The 17,101-nt window shown below is 70.3% G+C and carries 15 protein-coding genes and 1 tRNA gene; 8 read left to right on the top strand and 8 right to left on the bottom strand.

Going from position 1 to position 17,101, the window contains the following annotated elements; all coding sequences use genetic code 11:
- Positions 1-10: 10 nt before the first annotated feature.
- From ASL10_RS08190 to serA, 4 genes are all read left to right on the top strand, one after another.
- A complete protein-coding gene (locus ASL10_RS08190) occupies positions 11-1,150 on the top strand; it encodes a mannitol-1-phosphate 5-dehydrogenase (RefSeq protein WP_056046248.1) in 1,140 nt (379 codons plus the stop codon).
- A complete protein-coding gene (locus ASL10_RS08185) occupies positions 1,147-1,650 on the top strand; it encodes a hypothetical protein (protein ID WP_157485333.1) in 504 nt (167 codons plus the stop codon). The genes ASL10_RS08190 and ASL10_RS08185 overlap by 4 nt, the downstream gene beginning before the upstream one ends.
- Positions 1,647-2,090 carry a hypothetical protein gene (locus ASL10_RS08180; protein ID WP_056046243.1) on the top strand — a complete coding sequence of 148 codons (444 nt, stop codon included), beginning with the start codon at positions 1,647-1,649 and terminating at the stop codon, positions 2,088-2,090. The genes ASL10_RS08185 and ASL10_RS08180 overlap by 4 nt, the downstream gene beginning before the upstream one ends.
- A gap of 160 nt (positions 2,091-2,250) precedes the next feature.
- On the top strand, positions 2,251-3,840 hold the full coding sequence (serA, locus tag ASL10_RS08175) for a phosphoglycerate dehydrogenase (protein ID WP_056046242.1): 1,590 nt from the start codon (positions 2,251-2,253) through the stop codon (positions 3,838-3,840).
- An 88-nt stretch (positions 3,841-3,928) separates the two neighbouring features.
- Here the strand turns inward: serA and ASL10_RS08170 are convergent, their stop codons facing one another.
- Positions 3,929-4,564 (bottom strand): MBL fold metallo-hydrolase, encoded by a 636-nt coding sequence (locus ASL10_RS08170; protein ID WP_056046240.1) that lies wholly within the window; start codon positions 4,562-4,564, stop codon positions 3,929-3,931.
- A 102-nt stretch (positions 4,565-4,666) separates the two neighbouring features.
- Between ASL10_RS08170 and ASL10_RS08165 the strand changes: the two genes are divergently transcribed.
- Positions 4,667-4,742, top strand: a tRNA-Glu gene (locus tag ASL10_RS08165).
- Positions 4,743-4,928: 186 nt separating this feature from the next.
- Here ASL10_RS08165 and ASL10_RS08160 read toward each other — a convergent pair.
- The 7 genes from ASL10_RS08160 to ASL10_RS08130 form a co-directional block, all read right to left on the bottom strand.
- A complete protein-coding gene (locus ASL10_RS08160) occupies positions 4,929-5,912 on the bottom strand; it encodes a carbohydrate ABC transporter permease (protein ID WP_043593968.1) in 984 nt (327 codons plus the stop codon).
- Positions 5,909-7,048 (bottom strand): carbohydrate ABC transporter permease, encoded by a 1,140-nt coding sequence (locus tag ASL10_RS08155; RefSeq protein ID WP_056046238.1) that lies wholly within the window; start codon positions 7,046-7,048, stop codon positions 5,909-5,911. Before ASL10_RS08155 ends, ASL10_RS08160 begins: the two co-directional genes overlap by 4 nt.
- Positions 7,049-7,179: 131 nt before the next feature.
- The gene (locus ASL10_RS08150; protein ID WP_056046236.1) at positions 7,180-8,538 is read right to left on the bottom strand and encodes an ABC transporter substrate-binding protein; all 1,359 of its coding nucleotides are present in this window, start codon (positions 8,536-8,538) and stop codon (positions 7,180-7,182) included.
- A 129-nt stretch (positions 8,539-8,667) separates the two neighbouring features.
- Positions 8,668-9,699 carry a LacI family DNA-binding transcriptional regulator gene (locus ASL10_RS08145; RefSeq protein WP_056046235.1) on the bottom strand — a complete coding sequence of 344 codons (1,032 nt, stop codon included), beginning with the start codon at positions 9,697-9,699 and terminating at the stop codon, positions 8,668-8,670.
- A gap of 87 nt (positions 9,700-9,786) precedes the next feature.
- Positions 9,787-10,431: an alpha-ketoglutarate-dependent dioxygenase AlkB gene (locus tag ASL10_RS08140; RefSeq protein WP_056046233.1), complete on the bottom strand. Its 645-nt coding sequence runs from the start codon at positions 10,429-10,431 to the stop codon at positions 9,787-9,789.
- 53 nt (positions 10,432-10,484) lie between these two features.
- Entirely contained in the window at positions 10,485-11,930 is a 1,446-nt protein-coding gene (locus ASL10_RS08135; RefSeq protein WP_157485331.1) for a PQQ-binding-like beta-propeller repeat protein, read from the bottom strand.
- The gene (locus ASL10_RS08130; protein ID WP_056046230.1) at positions 11,927-13,426 is read right to left on the bottom strand and encodes a PQQ-binding-like beta-propeller repeat protein; all 1,500 of its coding nucleotides are present in this window, start codon (positions 13,424-13,426) and stop codon (positions 11,927-11,929) included. Before ASL10_RS08130 ends, ASL10_RS08135 begins: the two co-directional genes overlap by 4 nt.
- A 218-nt stretch (positions 13,427-13,644) precedes the next feature.
- On the opposite strand from ASL10_RS08130, the gene leuC reads away from it, so the two are divergent.
- The 3 genes from leuC to murA are packed head-to-tail and all read left to right on the top strand — an operon-like array spanning position 13,645 to position 17,099.
- Positions 13,645-15,135, top strand: a complete 1,491-nt coding sequence (gene leuC, locus ASL10_RS08125; protein ID WP_056046229.1) for a 3-isopropylmalate dehydratase large subunit — start codon at positions 13,645-13,647, stop codon at positions 15,133-15,135.
- Positions 15,135-15,731 (top strand): 3-isopropylmalate dehydratase small subunit, encoded by a 597-nt coding sequence (gene leuD, locus ASL10_RS08120; protein WP_056046227.1) that lies wholly within the window; start codon positions 15,135-15,137, stop codon positions 15,729-15,731. Before leuC ends, leuD begins: the two co-directional genes overlap by 1 nt.
- A complete protein-coding gene (murA, locus tag ASL10_RS08115; protein WP_043593953.1) occupies positions 15,732-17,099 on the top strand; it encodes a UDP-N-acetylglucosamine 1-carboxyvinyltransferase in 1,368 nt (455 codons plus the stop codon).
- The last annotated feature ends 2 nt before the right edge of the window (positions 17,100-17,101 follow it).

Here is a 17,101-nt window from a genome sequence, read left to right as displayed (position 1 = left end):
GATCTATGGCATGGCTCACAGCAAGAAGGCCGTGCACTTCGGCGCCGGCAACATCGGTCGGGGCTTCGTCGCCCAGTTCCTCCACGCGAGTGGTTACGAGGTCGTCTTCGCCGACGTGAACGACGACCTGATCGGGGCGCTGCAGTCGCAGTCGTCGTTCGAGGTGCACGAGGTCGGTGAAGACAGCCGTACGACCGTCGTCGACGGTTATCGCGCCATCAACAGCCGCACCGACGAGGCGGCCCTCGTCGCCGAGATCGCGACCGCCGACGTCGTGACCACCGCGGTCGGTGCCCGCATCCTGCCGTTCGTCGCACCGGTCATCGCCAAGGGGCTGGCCCAGCGGTCCGCCGATCGGGCGTCGCTCTCCGTCATCGCGTGCGAGAACGCCATCAACGCCACCGACTCGTTGGCGGCCGCGGTGCGCGAGCACGATCCGGCCGAGAACGCCGTCTTCGCGAACTGTGCCATCGACCGGATCGTGCCCGAGCAGGCCGGCGGCACGCTCGACGTCACCATCGAGTCGTTCTTCGAATGGGTCGTCGAGAGCACGCCGTTCGGCGAGCACCGCCCCGACATCGAGGGCGTCACCTGGGTCGCCGACCTCGAGCCCTTCATCGAGCGCAAGCTCTTCACGGTCAACACCGCCCACGCCGCGGCCGCTTATCATGGGTTCCGCAAGGGGCTCACGAGCATCCGTGAGGCCCTGGACGACGCCGAGGTCATGGCCGAGGTCCGCGGCGTCCTCGCCGAGACGAAGGGCCTGCTCGTGGCCAAGCACGAGCTCGACGCCGACGAGCAGCAGTCCTACATCGAGAAGAACCTCGTCCGCATCGCCAACCCGCACCTCCCCGACACGACCGAACGCGTCGGCCGCAACCCCCTCCGCAAGCTCAGCCGCCACGAGCGGTTCGTGGGTCCCGCGGCCCAGGCCGCCGAGCGGGGGCTGCCCTACGACGCACTCGTCCGCGCCGTGCGTGCCGCCCTCGACTTCTCCGTGCCGGACGACGTCGAGAGCGTCGAGCTGCAGTCGCTGCTGAGCTCGGGCCTCGCCGCCGACGAGCTGACGCGCACGCTGACGGGCGTCCAGGACGACCACCCGCTGTTCCCCGCGTTGCTCGCGGCGGTCTCGTCCAAGCTCACCGCATGACGCCAGCCGACCCGCGGGTGCCGACCGGCGGCGACGCCGATGACGCCCTGACCTGGGGTGACGAGGCCGACAGCAGCCACGTCGAGGGGCCTGCGCCGACGGGTCGTCCGCGTCGTGCCCGGCGGTCGGACGGTGCAGGCGACGAGCCCGTCGACGAGCCCGTCGACCCGGACGAAGAAGACGAGGACGACGTCGACGACGGCCCCGCGGTGATGAGTTCGGCGTCGCTCGTGGTCCACGGCGTCCTCGGCGGCGTGTTCCTCCTCTGGGCCGCGGGCTGGATCGTCGCCGTCGGCGACTTCACCAACCCGTTCACCGATGCGATCTCGTCGCTCATGTGGAACCTCGGCGAACTGTTCGCCGTGGTGGCCCCGATCGCGTGGTTCGTGGCCGTCATCGTCCTCGTCCCCGTCGATCGCACGGGCCGTCGCCTCGCGTGGATGGCCCTCGGCGCGCTCCTCGTGGCCCCCTGGCCCCTCGTGACGGGAGGCTCCGCATGAACGACCACGGCCACGAGCACGAGCACGAGCACGACCACGACCACGGCGACAACCACGAGCACGACGCCGTCTCGGTGACGGCAGGCGACGCGAGCGAACCGGGCCGCGCCTCCTTCTTCTTCTACCTCGCCGTGGCGATCGTCTTCGCCGTCTTCTTCGCCTTCGACCTGTTCGAGGCCGTCTCGAACCTCGTGCTCGTGCCGCAGGTCTTCACGCAGAACAACGAGTTCTACCGTGAGAACGGCCTCGACGGCCTGGTGGTCTCACCCCCGTGGGTGCCGCTCATCGTGGGTGTCGTCGTGCCGCCGCTGGCCTTCGTCGGGGCGATCGTGGTGGGGCGCCGTCGTGAACTGTGGAAGTTCACGCTGGCGCTGTTCGCGGCTCTGGGTGTCGTGGCGGCCGTGTCGCTGACCCTGACGGCCTACGTCACGACCGTCTGAGCGAGCCCAGGAGGCGCGGGCCGCGTCCGTGACGCCGCCCGCCGGGGACGTCGTCATGCGGACGTAACGATCCGCGCGAGTCGATAGAGTCGTCATCAGCCGCGCCCACGGCGCGTCGCGGCCCCTCACCGAACATCACCCAGAGAAGGACGTCCGCCCCGTGGCCAAGCCCGTCGTGTTGATCGCAGAAGAACTGTCACCCGCAACCGTCGACGCCCTCGGGCCCGACTTCGACGTGCGATCGGTGGACGGCACCGACCGCCCCGCACTGCTCGCCGCCCTGGCCGACGCCGACGCGATCCTCGTGCGGTCGGCGACGCAGGTCGACGCCGAGGCCATCGCTGCCGCCCCGTCGCTCAAGGTCGTCGCGCGCGCCGGCGTCGGGCTCGACAACGTCGACATCAAGGCGGCCACCACGGCCGGCGTCATGGTCGTCAACGCACCGACGTCGAACATCATCTCCGCCGCCGAGCTGACGGTCGGGCACATCCTCAGCCTCGCGCGTCACATCCCGGCAGCGCACTCCGCCCTGGCCCAGGGGCAGTGGAAGCGGTCGAAGTACACCGGCGTCGAACTCTACGAGAAGACGGTCGGCATCGTCGGCCTCGGCCGCATCGGCGCCCTCATCACCGCGCGCCTGCAGGCCTTCGGCGTGAACGTCGTCGCCTACGACCCCTACGTCACTCCGGCCCGCGCCCAGCAGCTCGGGGTCACGCTGCTGTCGCTCGACGAGCTGCTCGCCACGAGCGACTTCGTGACGATCCACATGCCCAAGACCCCCGAGACGACCGGCATGATCGGCCTCGAGCAGATGAAGGCGATGAAGAAGTCGGCCTTCGTCGTCAACGTCGCACGCGGCGGCCTCATCGACGAGGACGGCCTGTACGAGGCCCTGACCACCGGCGAGATCGCCGGTGCCGGACTCGACGTGTTCGTGAAGGAGCCCCCGGTCGACCAGAAGCTGTTGGGTCTCGAGAACGTCGTGGTGACCCCGCACCTCGGTGCCTCGACGGACGAGGCGCAGGAGAAGGCCGGCGTCTCGGTGGCCCGCTCGGTGCGGCTCGCGCTCGGCGGCGAGCTCGTCCCCGACGCGGTCAACGTGGCCGGCGGCGTCATCGACCCCTACGTGCGACCCGGCATCCCCCTGGTCGAGAAGATCGGTCAGGTGTTCTCCGGCCTCGCCGACAGCCCGTTGACGAGCGTCGACGTCGAGGTGCGCGGCGACCTGGTCGAGTACGACGTCAGCGTGTTGAAGCTGGCGGCCCTGAAGGGCATCTTCACGAACATCGTCAGCGAGTCGGTGAGCTACGTGAACGCGCCGTTGCTGGCCGAGCAGCGCGGCATCACCGTTCGTCTGCTCACCGACCCGACCAGCGACGAGTACCGCAACGTCATCACCCTGCGCGGCTCGCTCAGCGACGGCTCGCAGATCTCGGTCTCGGGCACCCTGACCGGCACGAAGCAGGTCGAGAAGATCGTCGAGATCAACGGCTACGACGTCGAGGTCCCCCTCGCGGCCCACCACCTCGTGATGGTCTACACCGATCGCCCCGGCATCGTGGCGGTCTACGGTCGCGAGTTCGGTGACGCCGGCATCAACATCGCGGGCATGCAGATCGCCCGGCAGAGCGCCGGTGGTCAGGCCCTGAGCGTCCTGACCATCGACAGCCCCGCGCCCGACGAACTCGTCGAGAAGGTGCGCGTGGCCATCGACGCGAAGACGCTGCGCGAGATCGACGTCACGCTGTAGCCCCGGCGGCCGACGACGAACCGCCCCTCATCCGGTCACGCCGGAGGGGGGCGGTTCGTCGTCGGGGGAGTGCCCCTCGCGGGTGGGGCTAGAGGTCGATCGACTCGTGCGCCTCGAGCTTCACGGCGTCGCCACCGATCGACTGCGCGGACGCCTTCATGCGGTCGAAGTGCATGGCGAGCCCGGGGCCGGAGAGGGTCTGCTCGTGGGTGGGGAAGGCCAGTCGGGGCGCGACCGCCGCGACGTAGTCGATCACCTCGGCCACCTTGAGCCAGGGCGCCCCGACGGGCGTCGCGAGGACGTCGACCGGCACCGGCGGGACCGTGAACTGGTCACCCGGGTAGAACAGCGATCCGTCGACGAGCACGCCGACGTTGTCGACGACCGGGATGCTCTCGTGGATGACCGCGTGGCGCGAGCCGTGGAACGCCAGCGTGAAGGGGCCGACCTCGACCGTGTCTCCGTCGCCGACCACGTGCACGTCGAAGCCCTCGGCGGCCGTGGCCACACCCGCGGGGCCGTAGACCGTCGCGCCGGGGTTCGTGGCGAGCAGGTGGGTCAGCTGGTCGGGCGTCCAGTGGTCGGCGTGCTCGTGGGTGACCACGACGGCGTCGACGTCGTGCAGGTCGATGAGGGGAGCCGTGAACGACCCGGGGTCGACGACGAGCTTGCGCCCGTCCTTCTCGAGGATCAGGCAGGCGTGTTCGAGCTTCGTGAGGCGCATGACAGCGACTGTACGCGCGTCGGGCGGGTCGATCTCGACGCGCCGGTGCCTCGATTTGTGACGGGCTCGCGCGGTGTGGCATACTCGACGAGTTGCAAATACGGCCCCATCGTATAGCGGCCTAGTACGTCGCCCTCTCACGGCGGTAACACGGGTTCGAATCCCGTTGGGGTCACCAGCACCGACAGAAACCGCCAGGCTCTCGCCTGGCGGTTTTTTCGTTTCCGGTACGTGGTCCGGCACGGCACGGCCCCGCATGGTCCGACCCGACACGGTCCGACAAGGCCCGGCCCGGCGCAAGACCGGACGACATGACGAGAGACCGCCGGGCGATCGCCCGGCGGTCTCTCATGCTGCGACGGGGTCAGCCCTTCGTGGCGCCGGCCAGCAGGCCGCGGACGAAGAACCGCTGCAGGGCGAAGAAGACGATCAGCGGCACGATGATCGAGATGAACGCCCCGGCCGTGAGCAGCTCCCACGACTGGCCGTACGACCCCGAGAGGTCCTGCAGCGCCTTCGTGATCGGCAAACCCTGACCGGACGTGAAGACCGTGGCCACGAGGAGGTCGTTCCAGACCCACAAGAACTGGAAGATGCCGAACGAGGCGATCGCGGGCATCGACAGCGGCAGCACGATGCGGAAGAACACCTGTCCGTGACCGGCGCCGTCCATGCGGGCGGCCTCGATCACCTCGGCCGGGATCTCCGAGATGAAGTTGTGCAGCATGAAGATGGCCAGCGGCAGGGCGAAGATCGTGTGGGCGATCCAGACCTTCGCGAACGAACCGTCGAGACCGTTCACCCCGAGCCCCGGCAGGATGTACAGACCGCCGATGCGCAGACCGTCCGAGAACAGGCGCAGCAGGGGCACGAGAGCCATCTGGATGGGGACGATCTGCAGGGCGAACACCAGGACGAACATCGTGTTGCGTCCCTTGAAGTCGATCCAGGCGAACGCGTACGCCGCGAGACTGGCGATCGTGATCGGGATCAGCGCCGCCGGCAACGTGATCACCAGCGAGTTCAGGAACGCCTTCCCGAGCGTGAGGCTGTCGCCCGAGTTGAGGGCGTTCACGTAGTTGTCGAGCGTGAACCCCGGGTTGGCGAAGACGGTCCACCATCCGGTGGTCTTGATGTCGTTCGCGGGCCGGAACGACGAGATGAACAGCCCGGCCGTGGGCAGGGTCCAGATCACGGCGATGATCAACGCGGCGATGGTGGCGCCGCGGCTGGTCGTGCCCTTCTTCAGCTTGCCGCTCGAGGTCTCGATCTTCGCGATTCCTCGCTTGAGCTGTCTCTCGGTGCCCGAGCCGACGGCGACCCCGACGGGGGTGGGTGTGGCAGTCATCGGATCTCCCTCTGCTTCTGGATCTGGCGGGCGTTGTAGATGACGATCGGCAGCACGAGCACGAAGAGGATGACCGCCAGCGCCGAGCTGTAGCCGGTACGGCTGCCGAGCTGGAACTGCCGGACCATCTCGAACGCGAGGATCGTCGTGTCGTTGCGTCCGCCGGTCATGGCCGAGACGATGTCGTAGACCTTCAGCGAGGCGATCGAGATGGTCGTCAGCACGACGATGATGGTCGTGCGGATGCCGGGGACGGTGATGTGCCGGAACGCCTGGAACCCGTTGGTGCCGTCGAGCGACGCCGCCTCGAGTTGCTCGGCGGGGACGCCCTTGATCGCTGCCGACAGCACCGTCATGGCGAATCCGGCCTGCGTCCAGATCAGCACGATCACGAGCAGCAGCGTGTTCCACGGTTCGAGCCCCAGCCAGTCGACCGGCTGGCCGCCGAAGGCGACGAGGATGCCGTTGAGCAGGCCGATCTGTTCTCCCTGGCGGATGTCGTAGAAGAACTTGAAGATGATCGAGGCGCCGACGAACGAGATGGCCATCGGCATGAACACGAGCAGCTTGAGGAACTTCTCGCCCCGGCTCTTGTCGATGAAGACGGCGTAGGCGAGACCGATCGCGGTCGCGGTGATCGGTGCGAGCAGCACCCAGACGAGGGTGTTGCCGAAGGCGGTCAGGCCGTCGGGGCTCGTGAACACCCAGACGAAGTTGTCGAGCCCGGCGAAGCCCGATCCGTCGTTCTTCATGAAGGCCTGGCCGGCGGTCGTGATGGTCGGGTAGATCAGGCCGATGACGAGGAAGAACACGGCCGGGGTCATGAAGGCGATCAGCTGCAGCGAGTAGCCGGCACCGCGTTTCGAGCGGTAGTCGAGCAGGAACAGTCCGCCTCCCAGGACGGCCGCGACGGCGGCGACCCAGATGACCGAGTTGTAGAGGCCGAACGCCAGCAGCACGACGACCGGGACGACCACGCAGACGGCCAGTCGGATGATCGTGTACTGCGTGCCTCGGCGGGGGGCGAACTCGACGAAGACGAGCACCACGGCCACGAGGGCGGTGAAGGCGATGAGGATCAAGGGGATCTGCGCCAGGGGCGGGATTCCCGCCAGCCACTGGAAGAAACTGGACATCTCTGTCCTTTCACGTTCGGGTCCGAGCAGGACGCGGCCCGTCGCCGCTGCCGCTCGGAGCGGCGAGCGGGGCGGCGAGCGGGCGCGGGGTCAGGGGCCACCGACGTGCGGTGGCCCCTGTGGCGCGGGTGTTACGAGGTGTAGCCGGCCTGGATCTCGTCGAGCACCGTGTCGGTGTCGGTGCCGTCGATCCAGTCGACCATGCCCTTCCAGAAGCTGTCGGAGCCGACCGACTTGGGCATCAGGTCGGAACCGTCGAAGCGGAAGGTGGTGTCGGTGCCCTGCAGGATCTCGACGGCGCCCTTCAGCAGGTCGCTACCGGCGTTCTCGGGGTCGAGTCCCTTGTTGGCCGAGATGACTCCGCCGAGCGAGACGCGGCTGTTCGCCCAGTCGGCGCTGGCGAGGTAGGCCTGCACCTTGGCGGTGTCGTCGTCGTTCGAGAACGCCGCGACGAACTCGCCACCGCCGGTGACGGCTGCGGGGTCGCCCTCCTTCATGGGCGGGGTGAGGAAGGCCCAGACGTCGCCGTCCTCGGCGACCGTCGCCGGCTGTCCGCTGGCGTTGTTCGCCGCCGTCAGGAAGCCCTCGAAGAACGAGGCCTGGTGGGTCAGGGCGCAGCTGCCGTTCGCCACGTTGGTCGCGACGTCTCCGAAGGCCGTCGAGTTGATCGACTTCACGTCGCCGTAGCCGGCGTTGACGAGGGTCGGGTCGAGCAGGATGTCGCCGACCGAGTCGAACGCGGCCTTGATCTCGGGGTCGGTGAACTCGGTGTCTCCCGCGACCCACGAGTCGTAGGCGTCAGGTCCGGCCTCGCGCAGGACGAGGTCCTCGACCCAGTCGGTGCCGGGCCAGCCGCTGGCCTCGCCCGAGTTGAAGCCGGCGCACCACGACGGGCCGCCGGTCTTCTCCTGGATGGTCTTGGACAGGGCGACGAGTTCGTCGTAGGTCTTCGGGACCTCGACGCCCCACTCCTCGAACTTGGCGGGGGAGTACCAGACGTAGCCCTTGACGCTCGCCATCAACGGGGCCCCGTACTGCTTGCCGTCGACCTGACCGTACTTCTGCCAGTCCTCGGACCAGCCCTCCTTGACGTTGGCCAGGGCGTCGGCCGGCAGCTCTTGTACCTTGCCCGAGGCGACCGTGTCGGCCAGCAGGCCGGGCTGGGGGAAGATCGCGAGATCGGGGGTGTCGCCACCCTGCACCTTGATGCCGATCTGCTTCTCGAACTCCTTGTCGCCCGTGTACTTGATCTCGATGTCGTTGGCCTTCTCCCAGTCGGCCCACGACTGCTCGAGCAGGGTCGCCTCGTCGCCGTTGATCGTGCCGTAGACGTTGACCACGCCGTCGGCGGTTCCGACGTCACCGGCACCCGCGCCTCCGGCGTTCGGGTCGTTGGGGTCGGCCGTGCCGGAGCATCCGGCCAACAGGAAGCTCGACGCCGCCAGGATGGCCAGGGGGCCCGTGAAGCGGCGGTGCAGGGATGCTCGCATTGGTGTCTCCTCATTGAGTCGCAAGAACGGACGGCCCGTGCTGTCGGGGTGATCGTCCGCCGCACGTCGTCGTCGACGCGCGTCGACGATGAGTGTCACATACTCGCAGGAGGCGCGCAACCGCGTCTGCTAGCGAGTCCGTTCCGACGGGGCGGCGGCCGACGTGCCCCGCACGACGAGACGGGGGGCGACGAGGACGTGGGGGGCGTCGTGGCGTCGACCCTCGATGCGGTCGACGAGGTCGTCGACCGCGGCGGCGGCGATGTCGGCTCCGGGAGGGTTGACGGTCGTGAGCGGCGGCGAGGTCATCTCGGCGGCGAGGTCGCCGATGCTCAGCGCGACGACCGTGAGGTCGTCCGGGATGGACCGGCCTGCCGCCGCCGCGGCCTGCACGAAGCCGGCGAGGGCCATCTCGTTGAACGCCAGCACGGCCGTGGGGCGGGCCGTCGAGGCGGCGAACGCGTCGAAGGCCCGGCGGCCGCCCGGGACGGAGTCGGTGGCGGCGTGCGTCTCGAGCGTCAGGCCCCGCTCGTCGGCCGGGCCGCGCAACGCCCTCGTCGTGCGGTCGAGCGGACCCGATCCGCGCTCGGGGGCCCGGATGCTCTGACCCAGGAAGAACACGCGTCGGTGGCCGAGGTCGGCGAGGTGGTCGACGGCCTGTCGGGCCAGCGAGTCGTAGTCGGCGTCGACGAACCAGAGTCCCTCGACGTCGTCGGGGCGACCGATGTTCGTGAACGGCAGGCGCGACCGCGACAGCACGGCGACGCGGTCGTCGCGCGCGGTGAGCTCCATGAGGATCACACCGTCGACGAGGCCTTCGCTGACGAGGCTGCCGAGTCCTTCGACGTCGTCGATGGGGTTCGACCACAGCAGCAGGTGGTAGCCGCGCTCCCTCGCCCGGTCGGTGGCCGCCGCCACGTACTCGAACTCGGACGACGTGACGCCGCGGCGTCCGTAGGGGTAATGCAGGGCGAGGATGCCGCCCCGTGCGCCGGCGAGACCCCGGGCGAACGCGTTGGGCGTGTAGTTCAGCTCGGCCATCGCCGCCTCGACCCGGCGGCGGGTGGCGACGGAGATGGTCCGTCGCCCGCTGATGGCGTACGACACGGTGCTCGACGAGACGCCTGCCAGACGCGCCACGTCGTCACGGGTTGCCGGCATACTCGTCCACCTCGTCGTCGATCGTGTGCACAGCATACGAGCGACGGCCCCGTGGTCCGCGCGGCCGACCGGTCCGTCAGGGGCGGGCTAGGTGGGCCACACCGGTCGGAACTGCACGCTGATGCGTGGGCCGACGGCCTTCTTGGTCTTGGCGATGGCGTGCTCGTGGGTCCGCTGGCAGCTGCCGCCCATCACCAGCAGGTCGCCGTGGCCGAGCGGGAACCGCCGGGTCGTGCCGGTCGAGCGGGACCGCACCGCGAGCGTGCGTGGTGCCCCGAGCGAGAGGATGCCCACCATCGTGTCGCGGTCGATCGTGCGCCCCACGTGGTCGCCGTGCCAGGCGATGCTGTCGTCGCCCGTCCGGTAGAAACACAGCCCCGCCCGGTCGAAGCGCTGCTCGACGGGGGCGCCACGCTCGAGCGCGTAGTACGCGTTGAGGTCGTCTCGAGCCTGGGCGAGCACGGGATCGGGGAGCGCGTCGCCCGCGTCGTAGGAGGAGACGAGCCGGGGCACCTCGACCACCCGGTCGTACATCTGGCGGCGGTCGGCTCGCCACGGCACGTCGGTCACGAGACGTTCGAACAGGGCGTCGGAATTCGACGCCCAGCCCGGGACGACGTCCAGCCAGGCGCCCTCGCCGAGGTCGAGGTGGTCGACTCGCCCGACGAGCGGCGCGAGGTCGGGGCCGTCGGACAGGCCGTCCAGCAGCGAGGCGGTGAAGGGGAGGCTCATGCCGACACCCTACGCCCGATTCGAACACGTGTTCGAACGGAGCGGGCGAAGCGTCACCCCCCGGAGGAGCCCGTCGGGACGGCGAGGCGCTCGGGGGAGACCAGCACCCGCGCGACCCCCTCGACGTCCACGTCCACCAGCCGCCCCGCCCAGGCGTAGACCTGCAGCTCCGCGGCGTGCTCCCAGAGGGCGCGCCCGCTCGAGAGGTCGAACGCGACGAGGGTCGACCGCCCGCCCGAGGTGCCGTAGGCCAGGGCGTAGCCGACCGTCCGGCCCGCCGCCGCGAGGACGGCTCCGTCGGGCAGCGACAGGCGGGCGCCGGCCGAGCCGCTGGAGCCGTCGAGCGCACGGACCACCACGGGCCCCGGGCCTGCGGCGGTCGCCGTCGCGAAGACGCGGTCGTCGGTCTGGCCGGGCAGGCCGTCGACGGCGGACGAGCTCGACGCCGGGTCGGTCCACCGCACGTCTCCCGTCGCGAGGTCGAGGCAGGTCACCGTCTGCGCGCGCACGTCGGTGACGGCGAGACAGGAACGCGTCACCGAGTAGCCGCCCCGGACGTCCCGGTCCGAGCTCCAGAGGCGCTCGCCGTCGGCGGTCAACGCGACGAAGCCGGCGTCCCCTCGTCCCGTGGCCGCGCCTCCTCGGGGGGCGTAGACGACGTCGTCGTGGACGACGTAGCCGATGAGGCGGTCGAGCCGTGCCGCCCAGGGGCGCTCGGTACCGGTGGCGAGGTCGACCTGGACCGAGCCGTCGGCCCGCGCGACGACCAACCGGTCGCTCAGCGCGAGGGCGACGCCCGTGGTCGAGGCGGGTCCGCTCCACGTCACGCGGTCGAGGTCGCGGGCGTCGCGCAGGTCGTAGCGGTAGACGCCGCCGACGCCCTGCTGCCGACCGGTCACCACGACGGCCCCCACGGTCTGGAACTGGTCCCCGTCACCCGCCGAACCGGTCTCGACCACCTCGACGGGTCGCCCGGTCTCGACGGACAACGTCATCAGCACCTGCTCGCCGTCGACCGACGCCCGGACGAGCACGAGTCCCGTCTCGTGCACCGCCGTCACGGACGAGACGAGGGCCGGGCCGGTCAGGCCGAGCCCGGCGAGGTCGTCGGCGACGTCGTGCACCCAGCGGAAGGTGCCGCGGTCGACGTCGAGCGCTCCGATGCGCGTGCCGACCCCCTGGGTCGGGGTGGCGCAGTCGCCGTCGTTGGCGAATCCGTAGGTCCAGGCCCCGGCCGCGCTCACGAGTGCGAGCCCCTGCGCGACGGGCGTCGCCCGGTAGCGGAGGCACTCGGCGGGGGCCCCGGGGGCGAGAGCGGCACGGAGGTCGACGCGCCACCCGGTGGTGCCGGGTTCCTGCCGGAGGTCGTCGACGGCGATGCCCTGCCACGGCGGGTCCGACCCGTACTCGGGCTGCGTCGGCGCGACCAGCACCGTGGTCGCCAGCGTCGCCAGGACCACGGCGGCGTAGGCCACGGCGAGACGACGCCCTGCCCTCACGACGTCGCCCCGACGCGGGCGGTGTCCACGAGTCGTCGGGCGACCCCCTGGTCGTCGATGCGCACGAGATGACCGCCCCAGAACACCACGGTGCCCGAGGACGAGGTCGCCCACAGCGGCCGACCGTCGTCCAGGTCGAGGGCCGCGACCTCCCGCCCCGACGAGCGACCGTCCTCCGTCTGCAGGTAGAGCACCGACCGGCCCGCCGCCGCGAGGTCGTCGAGCAGCCCCACGGACGAGCTGAAGCGGGTGTGCCCGTCGGCGCCGTCGAGGGCGAGCAGGCGCGACCCGCCCGACCGCTGCACGACGACGAAGACGTCGGTCGCGCGCTGACCCGGCACGGCCTCGACCGCGAACGGGGCGCCGAGGTCGGTCCTCCAGCGGACCGAGCCGTCGCGGGGATCGAGGCATTCCGCGGCCGTGTCGCCGTCGGTGACGACGACCACGCAGGACGGCGTGACGGCCAGGCGGCGCCCGGAGGTGGGTCGGCTCCAGACGGCCTCCCCGTCCTCGTCGAGCGCCTCGACGGTGCCGTTGGCCCTGGTCCTCTCGATGCCGAAGGCGACGATGCGGCGCCCGTCCCCGGTCGTCACGGGCGAGCCGACGGGCGGCACGGCGATCTCGTCCGGTGAGGCTGCGAAGGGACGTTCCCGGCCCGTGGCGGCGTCGACGAACACGGTCTCACCGCCCCGTGACACGAGGGCGCCGTCGTTCAGCAGCGCCGGAGAACTGCCCGAGTCGACCCCGCCCTCCCACACCGGGTCGGCCAGACGCGAGGCCTCGACGAGTTGGTACCGATCGCCCGACCCGGCGATGCCCGAGAAGGTGCGCAACTGCAGGGGTCCCCGTGAGTCGACGCTCACGCTCGGCAGGTCGCGCCGGCCGCGGGTCGACTCGACGAGCGAGCCGTCGCGCAGGTCGAGGGCGGCCAGCACGGTCGCCCCCGTCGTCTGCGTCTGCACCAGCACGCGACCGGCCGAGGGGACGACCTGCGTCGCGGGGATGCTCAGGGCGTCGGTGTCGGGGACGTCTCGGGCCAGGTCGTGCACCCAGCGGACCGTGCCCGTGGCCGTCTCGACCAGCCCGACGAGGCTCGTGCTCGCCTCGGACGCGTACGAGCGGCAGGCCGGCGCCCCCAGGGCGTCCCCGAAGTCCAGGTCGACCGAGGTGCCGACCGCCACGAGTCCGTCGACCGCGGGGGACGTCCAGAAGTTCAGGCACCGCCGCGGTGCGTCGGGCGCGAGCGTCGCCGCCAGGTCGAGCGTCCAACCGGTCGCGTCCGGCGACCGTCGGAGGTCGTCGACCGCGAGCCCCGTCCACGGGCGGCCGTCCCCGTAGTGCGGAGCCACCGAGACCGCCCCGGCGGCCACGAGCGTGGACGCCGCCACCAGGGCACCGAGCACGGCGGCGACGCGACGACCCGGGGAGGCGCGGTGCCAGCGACCGACGACCCGCGCCTCCCCGGGGTGGTCGCGTGCGCGCTCGGGGTGGCTCATGGTCGGCCTCCTCGTCGAGCGCAGCCGTCGTCCGCCCGACGGGTGTCGTCATGCTATTCGGAGCCCTCGTCCCACGCGCTCGCCGCAGCCCCCGGGTGCGCCGGGAATGGCCGTCCTCGGGGCGGGGTTCACCCCACGACCGTCGAGAAACGCGCCGGAGGCACTGGCGTAGACTCCACGGATCATCTTTCCGTCGATACAGGAGAAGGGGCGTGCCCGTGGGTAGGACGCTGGCCGAGAAAGTGTGGGACGACCACGTCGTCGTCAAGGGCGAAGACGGCGCCCCCGACCTTCTCTACATCGACCTCCACCTCGTGCACGAGGTCACCAGCCCCCAGGCGTTCGACGGACTGCGCCAGGCCGATCGGCCGCTGCGTCGCACCGACCTGACGATCGCCACCGAAGACCACAACACGCCCACCCTGGCGATCGACAAGCCGATCGCCGACCTCACCAGTCGCACGCAGATCGAGACGCTCCGTCGCAACACGGCCGAGTTCGGCGTCCGCCTGCACCCGTTGGGCGACGCCGAGCAGGGCATCGTGCACGTCGTCGGCCCGCAGCTCGGACTGACCATGCCGGGCATCACCGTCGTCTGCGGCGACTCGCACACCTCGACCCACGGGGCCTTCGGCGCCATGGCCTTCGGCATCGGCACCAGCGAGGTCGAGCACGTCATGGCGACGCAGACCCTGCCGCTGAAGCCGTTCAAGACGATGGCGGTCACCGTCGAGGGCACGCTGCGCCCCGGCGTCACCGCGAAGGACATCATCCTCGCCGTCATCGCGCAGATCGGCACCGGCGGCGGCCAGGGCTACGTGCTCGAGTACCGCGGCAGCGCGATCCGCGCCCTCTCGATGGAGGGGCGCATGACGATCTGCAACATGTCGATCGAGGCGGGTGCCCGGGCCGGCATGGTCGCTCCCGACCAGATCACGTACGACTACCTGCAGGGTCGTCCGCACGCCCCCACGGGTGCCGACTGGGACGAGGCGATCGCCTACTGGGACACCCTGCCGACCGACGACGACGCGGTGTTCGACGCCGAGATCTTCCTCGACGCCGACACGCTCGAGCCCTTCGTCACGTGGGGCACCAACCCGGGCCAGGGCGTGTCGCTCAGCGACTCCGTGCCCGACCCCGAGACCGTCGTCGACCCCAACGAGAAGGCCGCGGCGACGCGGGCGCTCGAGTACATGGCCCTCGAGGCCGGCACGCCGATGAAGGCCATCCCGGTCGACGCGGTGTTCATGGGGTCGTGCACCAACAGCCGCATCGAAGACCTCCGTGCGTTCGCGTCGATCATCCGCGGGCGCACCAAGGCCGAGGGCGTGCGCGTCATGGTCGTGCCGGGGTCGGCTCGCGTCCGCCTCGAGGCCGAGGCCGAGGGGCTCGACGAGGTCTTCACCGCCTTCGGTGCCGAGTGGCGCTTCGCCGGGTGCTCGATGTGCCTGGGCATGAACCCCGACCAGCTCGCACCGGGCGAGCGATGCGCGTCGACCTCGAACCGCAACTTCGAGGGTCGCCAGGGCAAGGGCGGTCGGACGCACCTCGTGTCGCCCCTCGTCGCCGCGGCCACCGCGGTGCGCGGGACGCTGTCCTCGCCGTGGGACCTCCAGGCCGACGACGACGCGGCGGCCTCCACGGCCGTCCGCACGTCCGACGAACCCGTCCTCGCCGACGGCACCGATCGGGCAGGGGTCCGCTGATGCAGAAGTTCACCACCGTCACCGGTGTCGCCGCGCCGCTGAAGCGCTCGAACGTCGACACCGACCAGATCATCCCGGCTCAGTTCCTCAAGCGGGTCACCAAGACCGGCTTCGAGGACGCCCTCTTCTTCGGGTGGCGCAACGACCCCGAGTTCGTGTTGAACCGACCCGAGTTCCAGGGCGCGCGCGTCCTCGTCGCGGGTCCCGACTTCGGCACCGGCTCGAGCCGTGAGCACGCCGTCTGGGCGCTGCGCGACTTCGGCTTCGACGTGATCATCAGCTCGCGGTTCGGCGACATCTTCCGAGGCAACTCCGGCAAACAGGGGCTCCTCGCGGCGGCCGTCGCCGAGGACGACGTCGAGCGCATCTGGGCCGAGATCGACCGGCAGCCGGGCGTCGAGATCACGGTCGACCTCGTGGCGCAGACCGCCACGGTCGGCAGCCTCACCGTCGGATTCGAAGTCGATGCCTACACTAAGTGGCGACTCCTCGAAGGCCTCGACGACATCGGCCTGACCCTCCGCGACGAAGCGGCCATCACAGAATTCGAATCCCGCCGCGCCGCCTGGCGCCCGAAGACATTGCCGGTGAAGTAAGTGAACTCTCTCGTCCAAGACGCAGCAGCAGCAGGTGCCCGTGTGGGGCTCACCTCCGATGAGATCGTCATCCGGGGCGGCAAACCGCTGATCGGTCGCATCGAGGTGCGCGGTGCCAAGAACCTCGCCACGAAGGCCATGGTCGCCGCCCTCCTGGGAGACACCCCCAGCATCCTCAAGGACGTCCCTGACATCAGCGACGTCAACGTCGTCCGCGGCCTCCTCTCGGTCCACGGGGTGCGCATCACCGACCCGGCCCGCGGCGAGATGATCCTCGACCCGTCCAACGTCGAGTCCGCCCACTTCGCCGAGATCGACGCCCACGCCGGGTCGAGCCGCATCCCGATCCTCTTCTGCGGGCCGCTGTTGCACCGCCTGGGCGAGGCGTTCATCCCCGACCTCGGCGGCTGCCGCATCGGCGACCGGCCCATCGACTTCCACCTCGACGCCCTCCGCGCCTTCGGCGCCGTCGTCGACAAGTCGTACAACGGCATCCACCTCACCGCGCCCGACGGGCTCACCGGTGCCAACATCGAGCTGCCCTACCCGAGCGTCGGGGCCACCGAGCAGGTGCTGCTGACCGCGGTCCTCGCCAAGGGCGTCACCGAGTTGCGCAACGCCGCCATCGAGCCCGAGATCATGGACCTCATCGCGATCCTGCAGAAGATGGGCGCCGTCGTCTCGGTCGAGCCGAACCGCGTGATCTTCATCGAGGGCGTCGAGAAGCTCCGCGGCTACACGCACCGGGCGATCAACGACCGCAACGAGGCCGCGAGCTGGGCCTCGGCCGCACTCGCGACCAAGGGCGACATCTTCGTCGAGGGCGCCGACCAGAAAGACCTGATGACGTTCCTCAACGTCTTCCGCAAGGTCGGCGGCGACTTCGACGTCCACGAGGACGGCATCCGCTTCTTCCACCCCGGTGGCGAGCTCAAGCCCGTCGTCGTCGAGACCGACGTCCACCCCGGGTTCATGACCGACTGGCAGCAGCCGCTCATCGTCGCCCTGACGCAGGCGCAGGGCACCTCGGTCGTGCACGAGACGGTCTACGAGAACCGCTTCCAGTTCACCGAGGCCCTCAACGACATGGGCGCCGACATCACGGTGCACAAGGACGGACTGCCCGACCACGACCGTCGCGTCGCGCGTCGCGAGTTCGAGCAGGCCGCGGTCATCAACGGACCGACGGCCCTGCACGGTGCCGACATCCGCGTTCCCGACCTGCGGGGCGGCTTCAGCCACCTCATCGCGGCCCTGACCGCCGAGGGCGAGTCCAAGATCAGCAACGTCGGCATCATCAGCCGCGGCTACGAGCACTTCATCGCGAAGCTGCGCAAGCTGGGCGCCGACTTCGACTTCAAGGGCTGATC

The sequence above is a fragment of the Frigoribacterium sp. Leaf8 genome, from assembly GCF_001421165.1.
Lineage (GTDB): Bacteria > Actinomycetota > Actinomycetes > Actinomycetales > Microbacteriaceae > Frigoribacterium.
The sequence above is the reverse complement of the archived record's forward strand: the minus strand, read 5'-3'. Positions and strand labels throughout refer to the sequence as shown.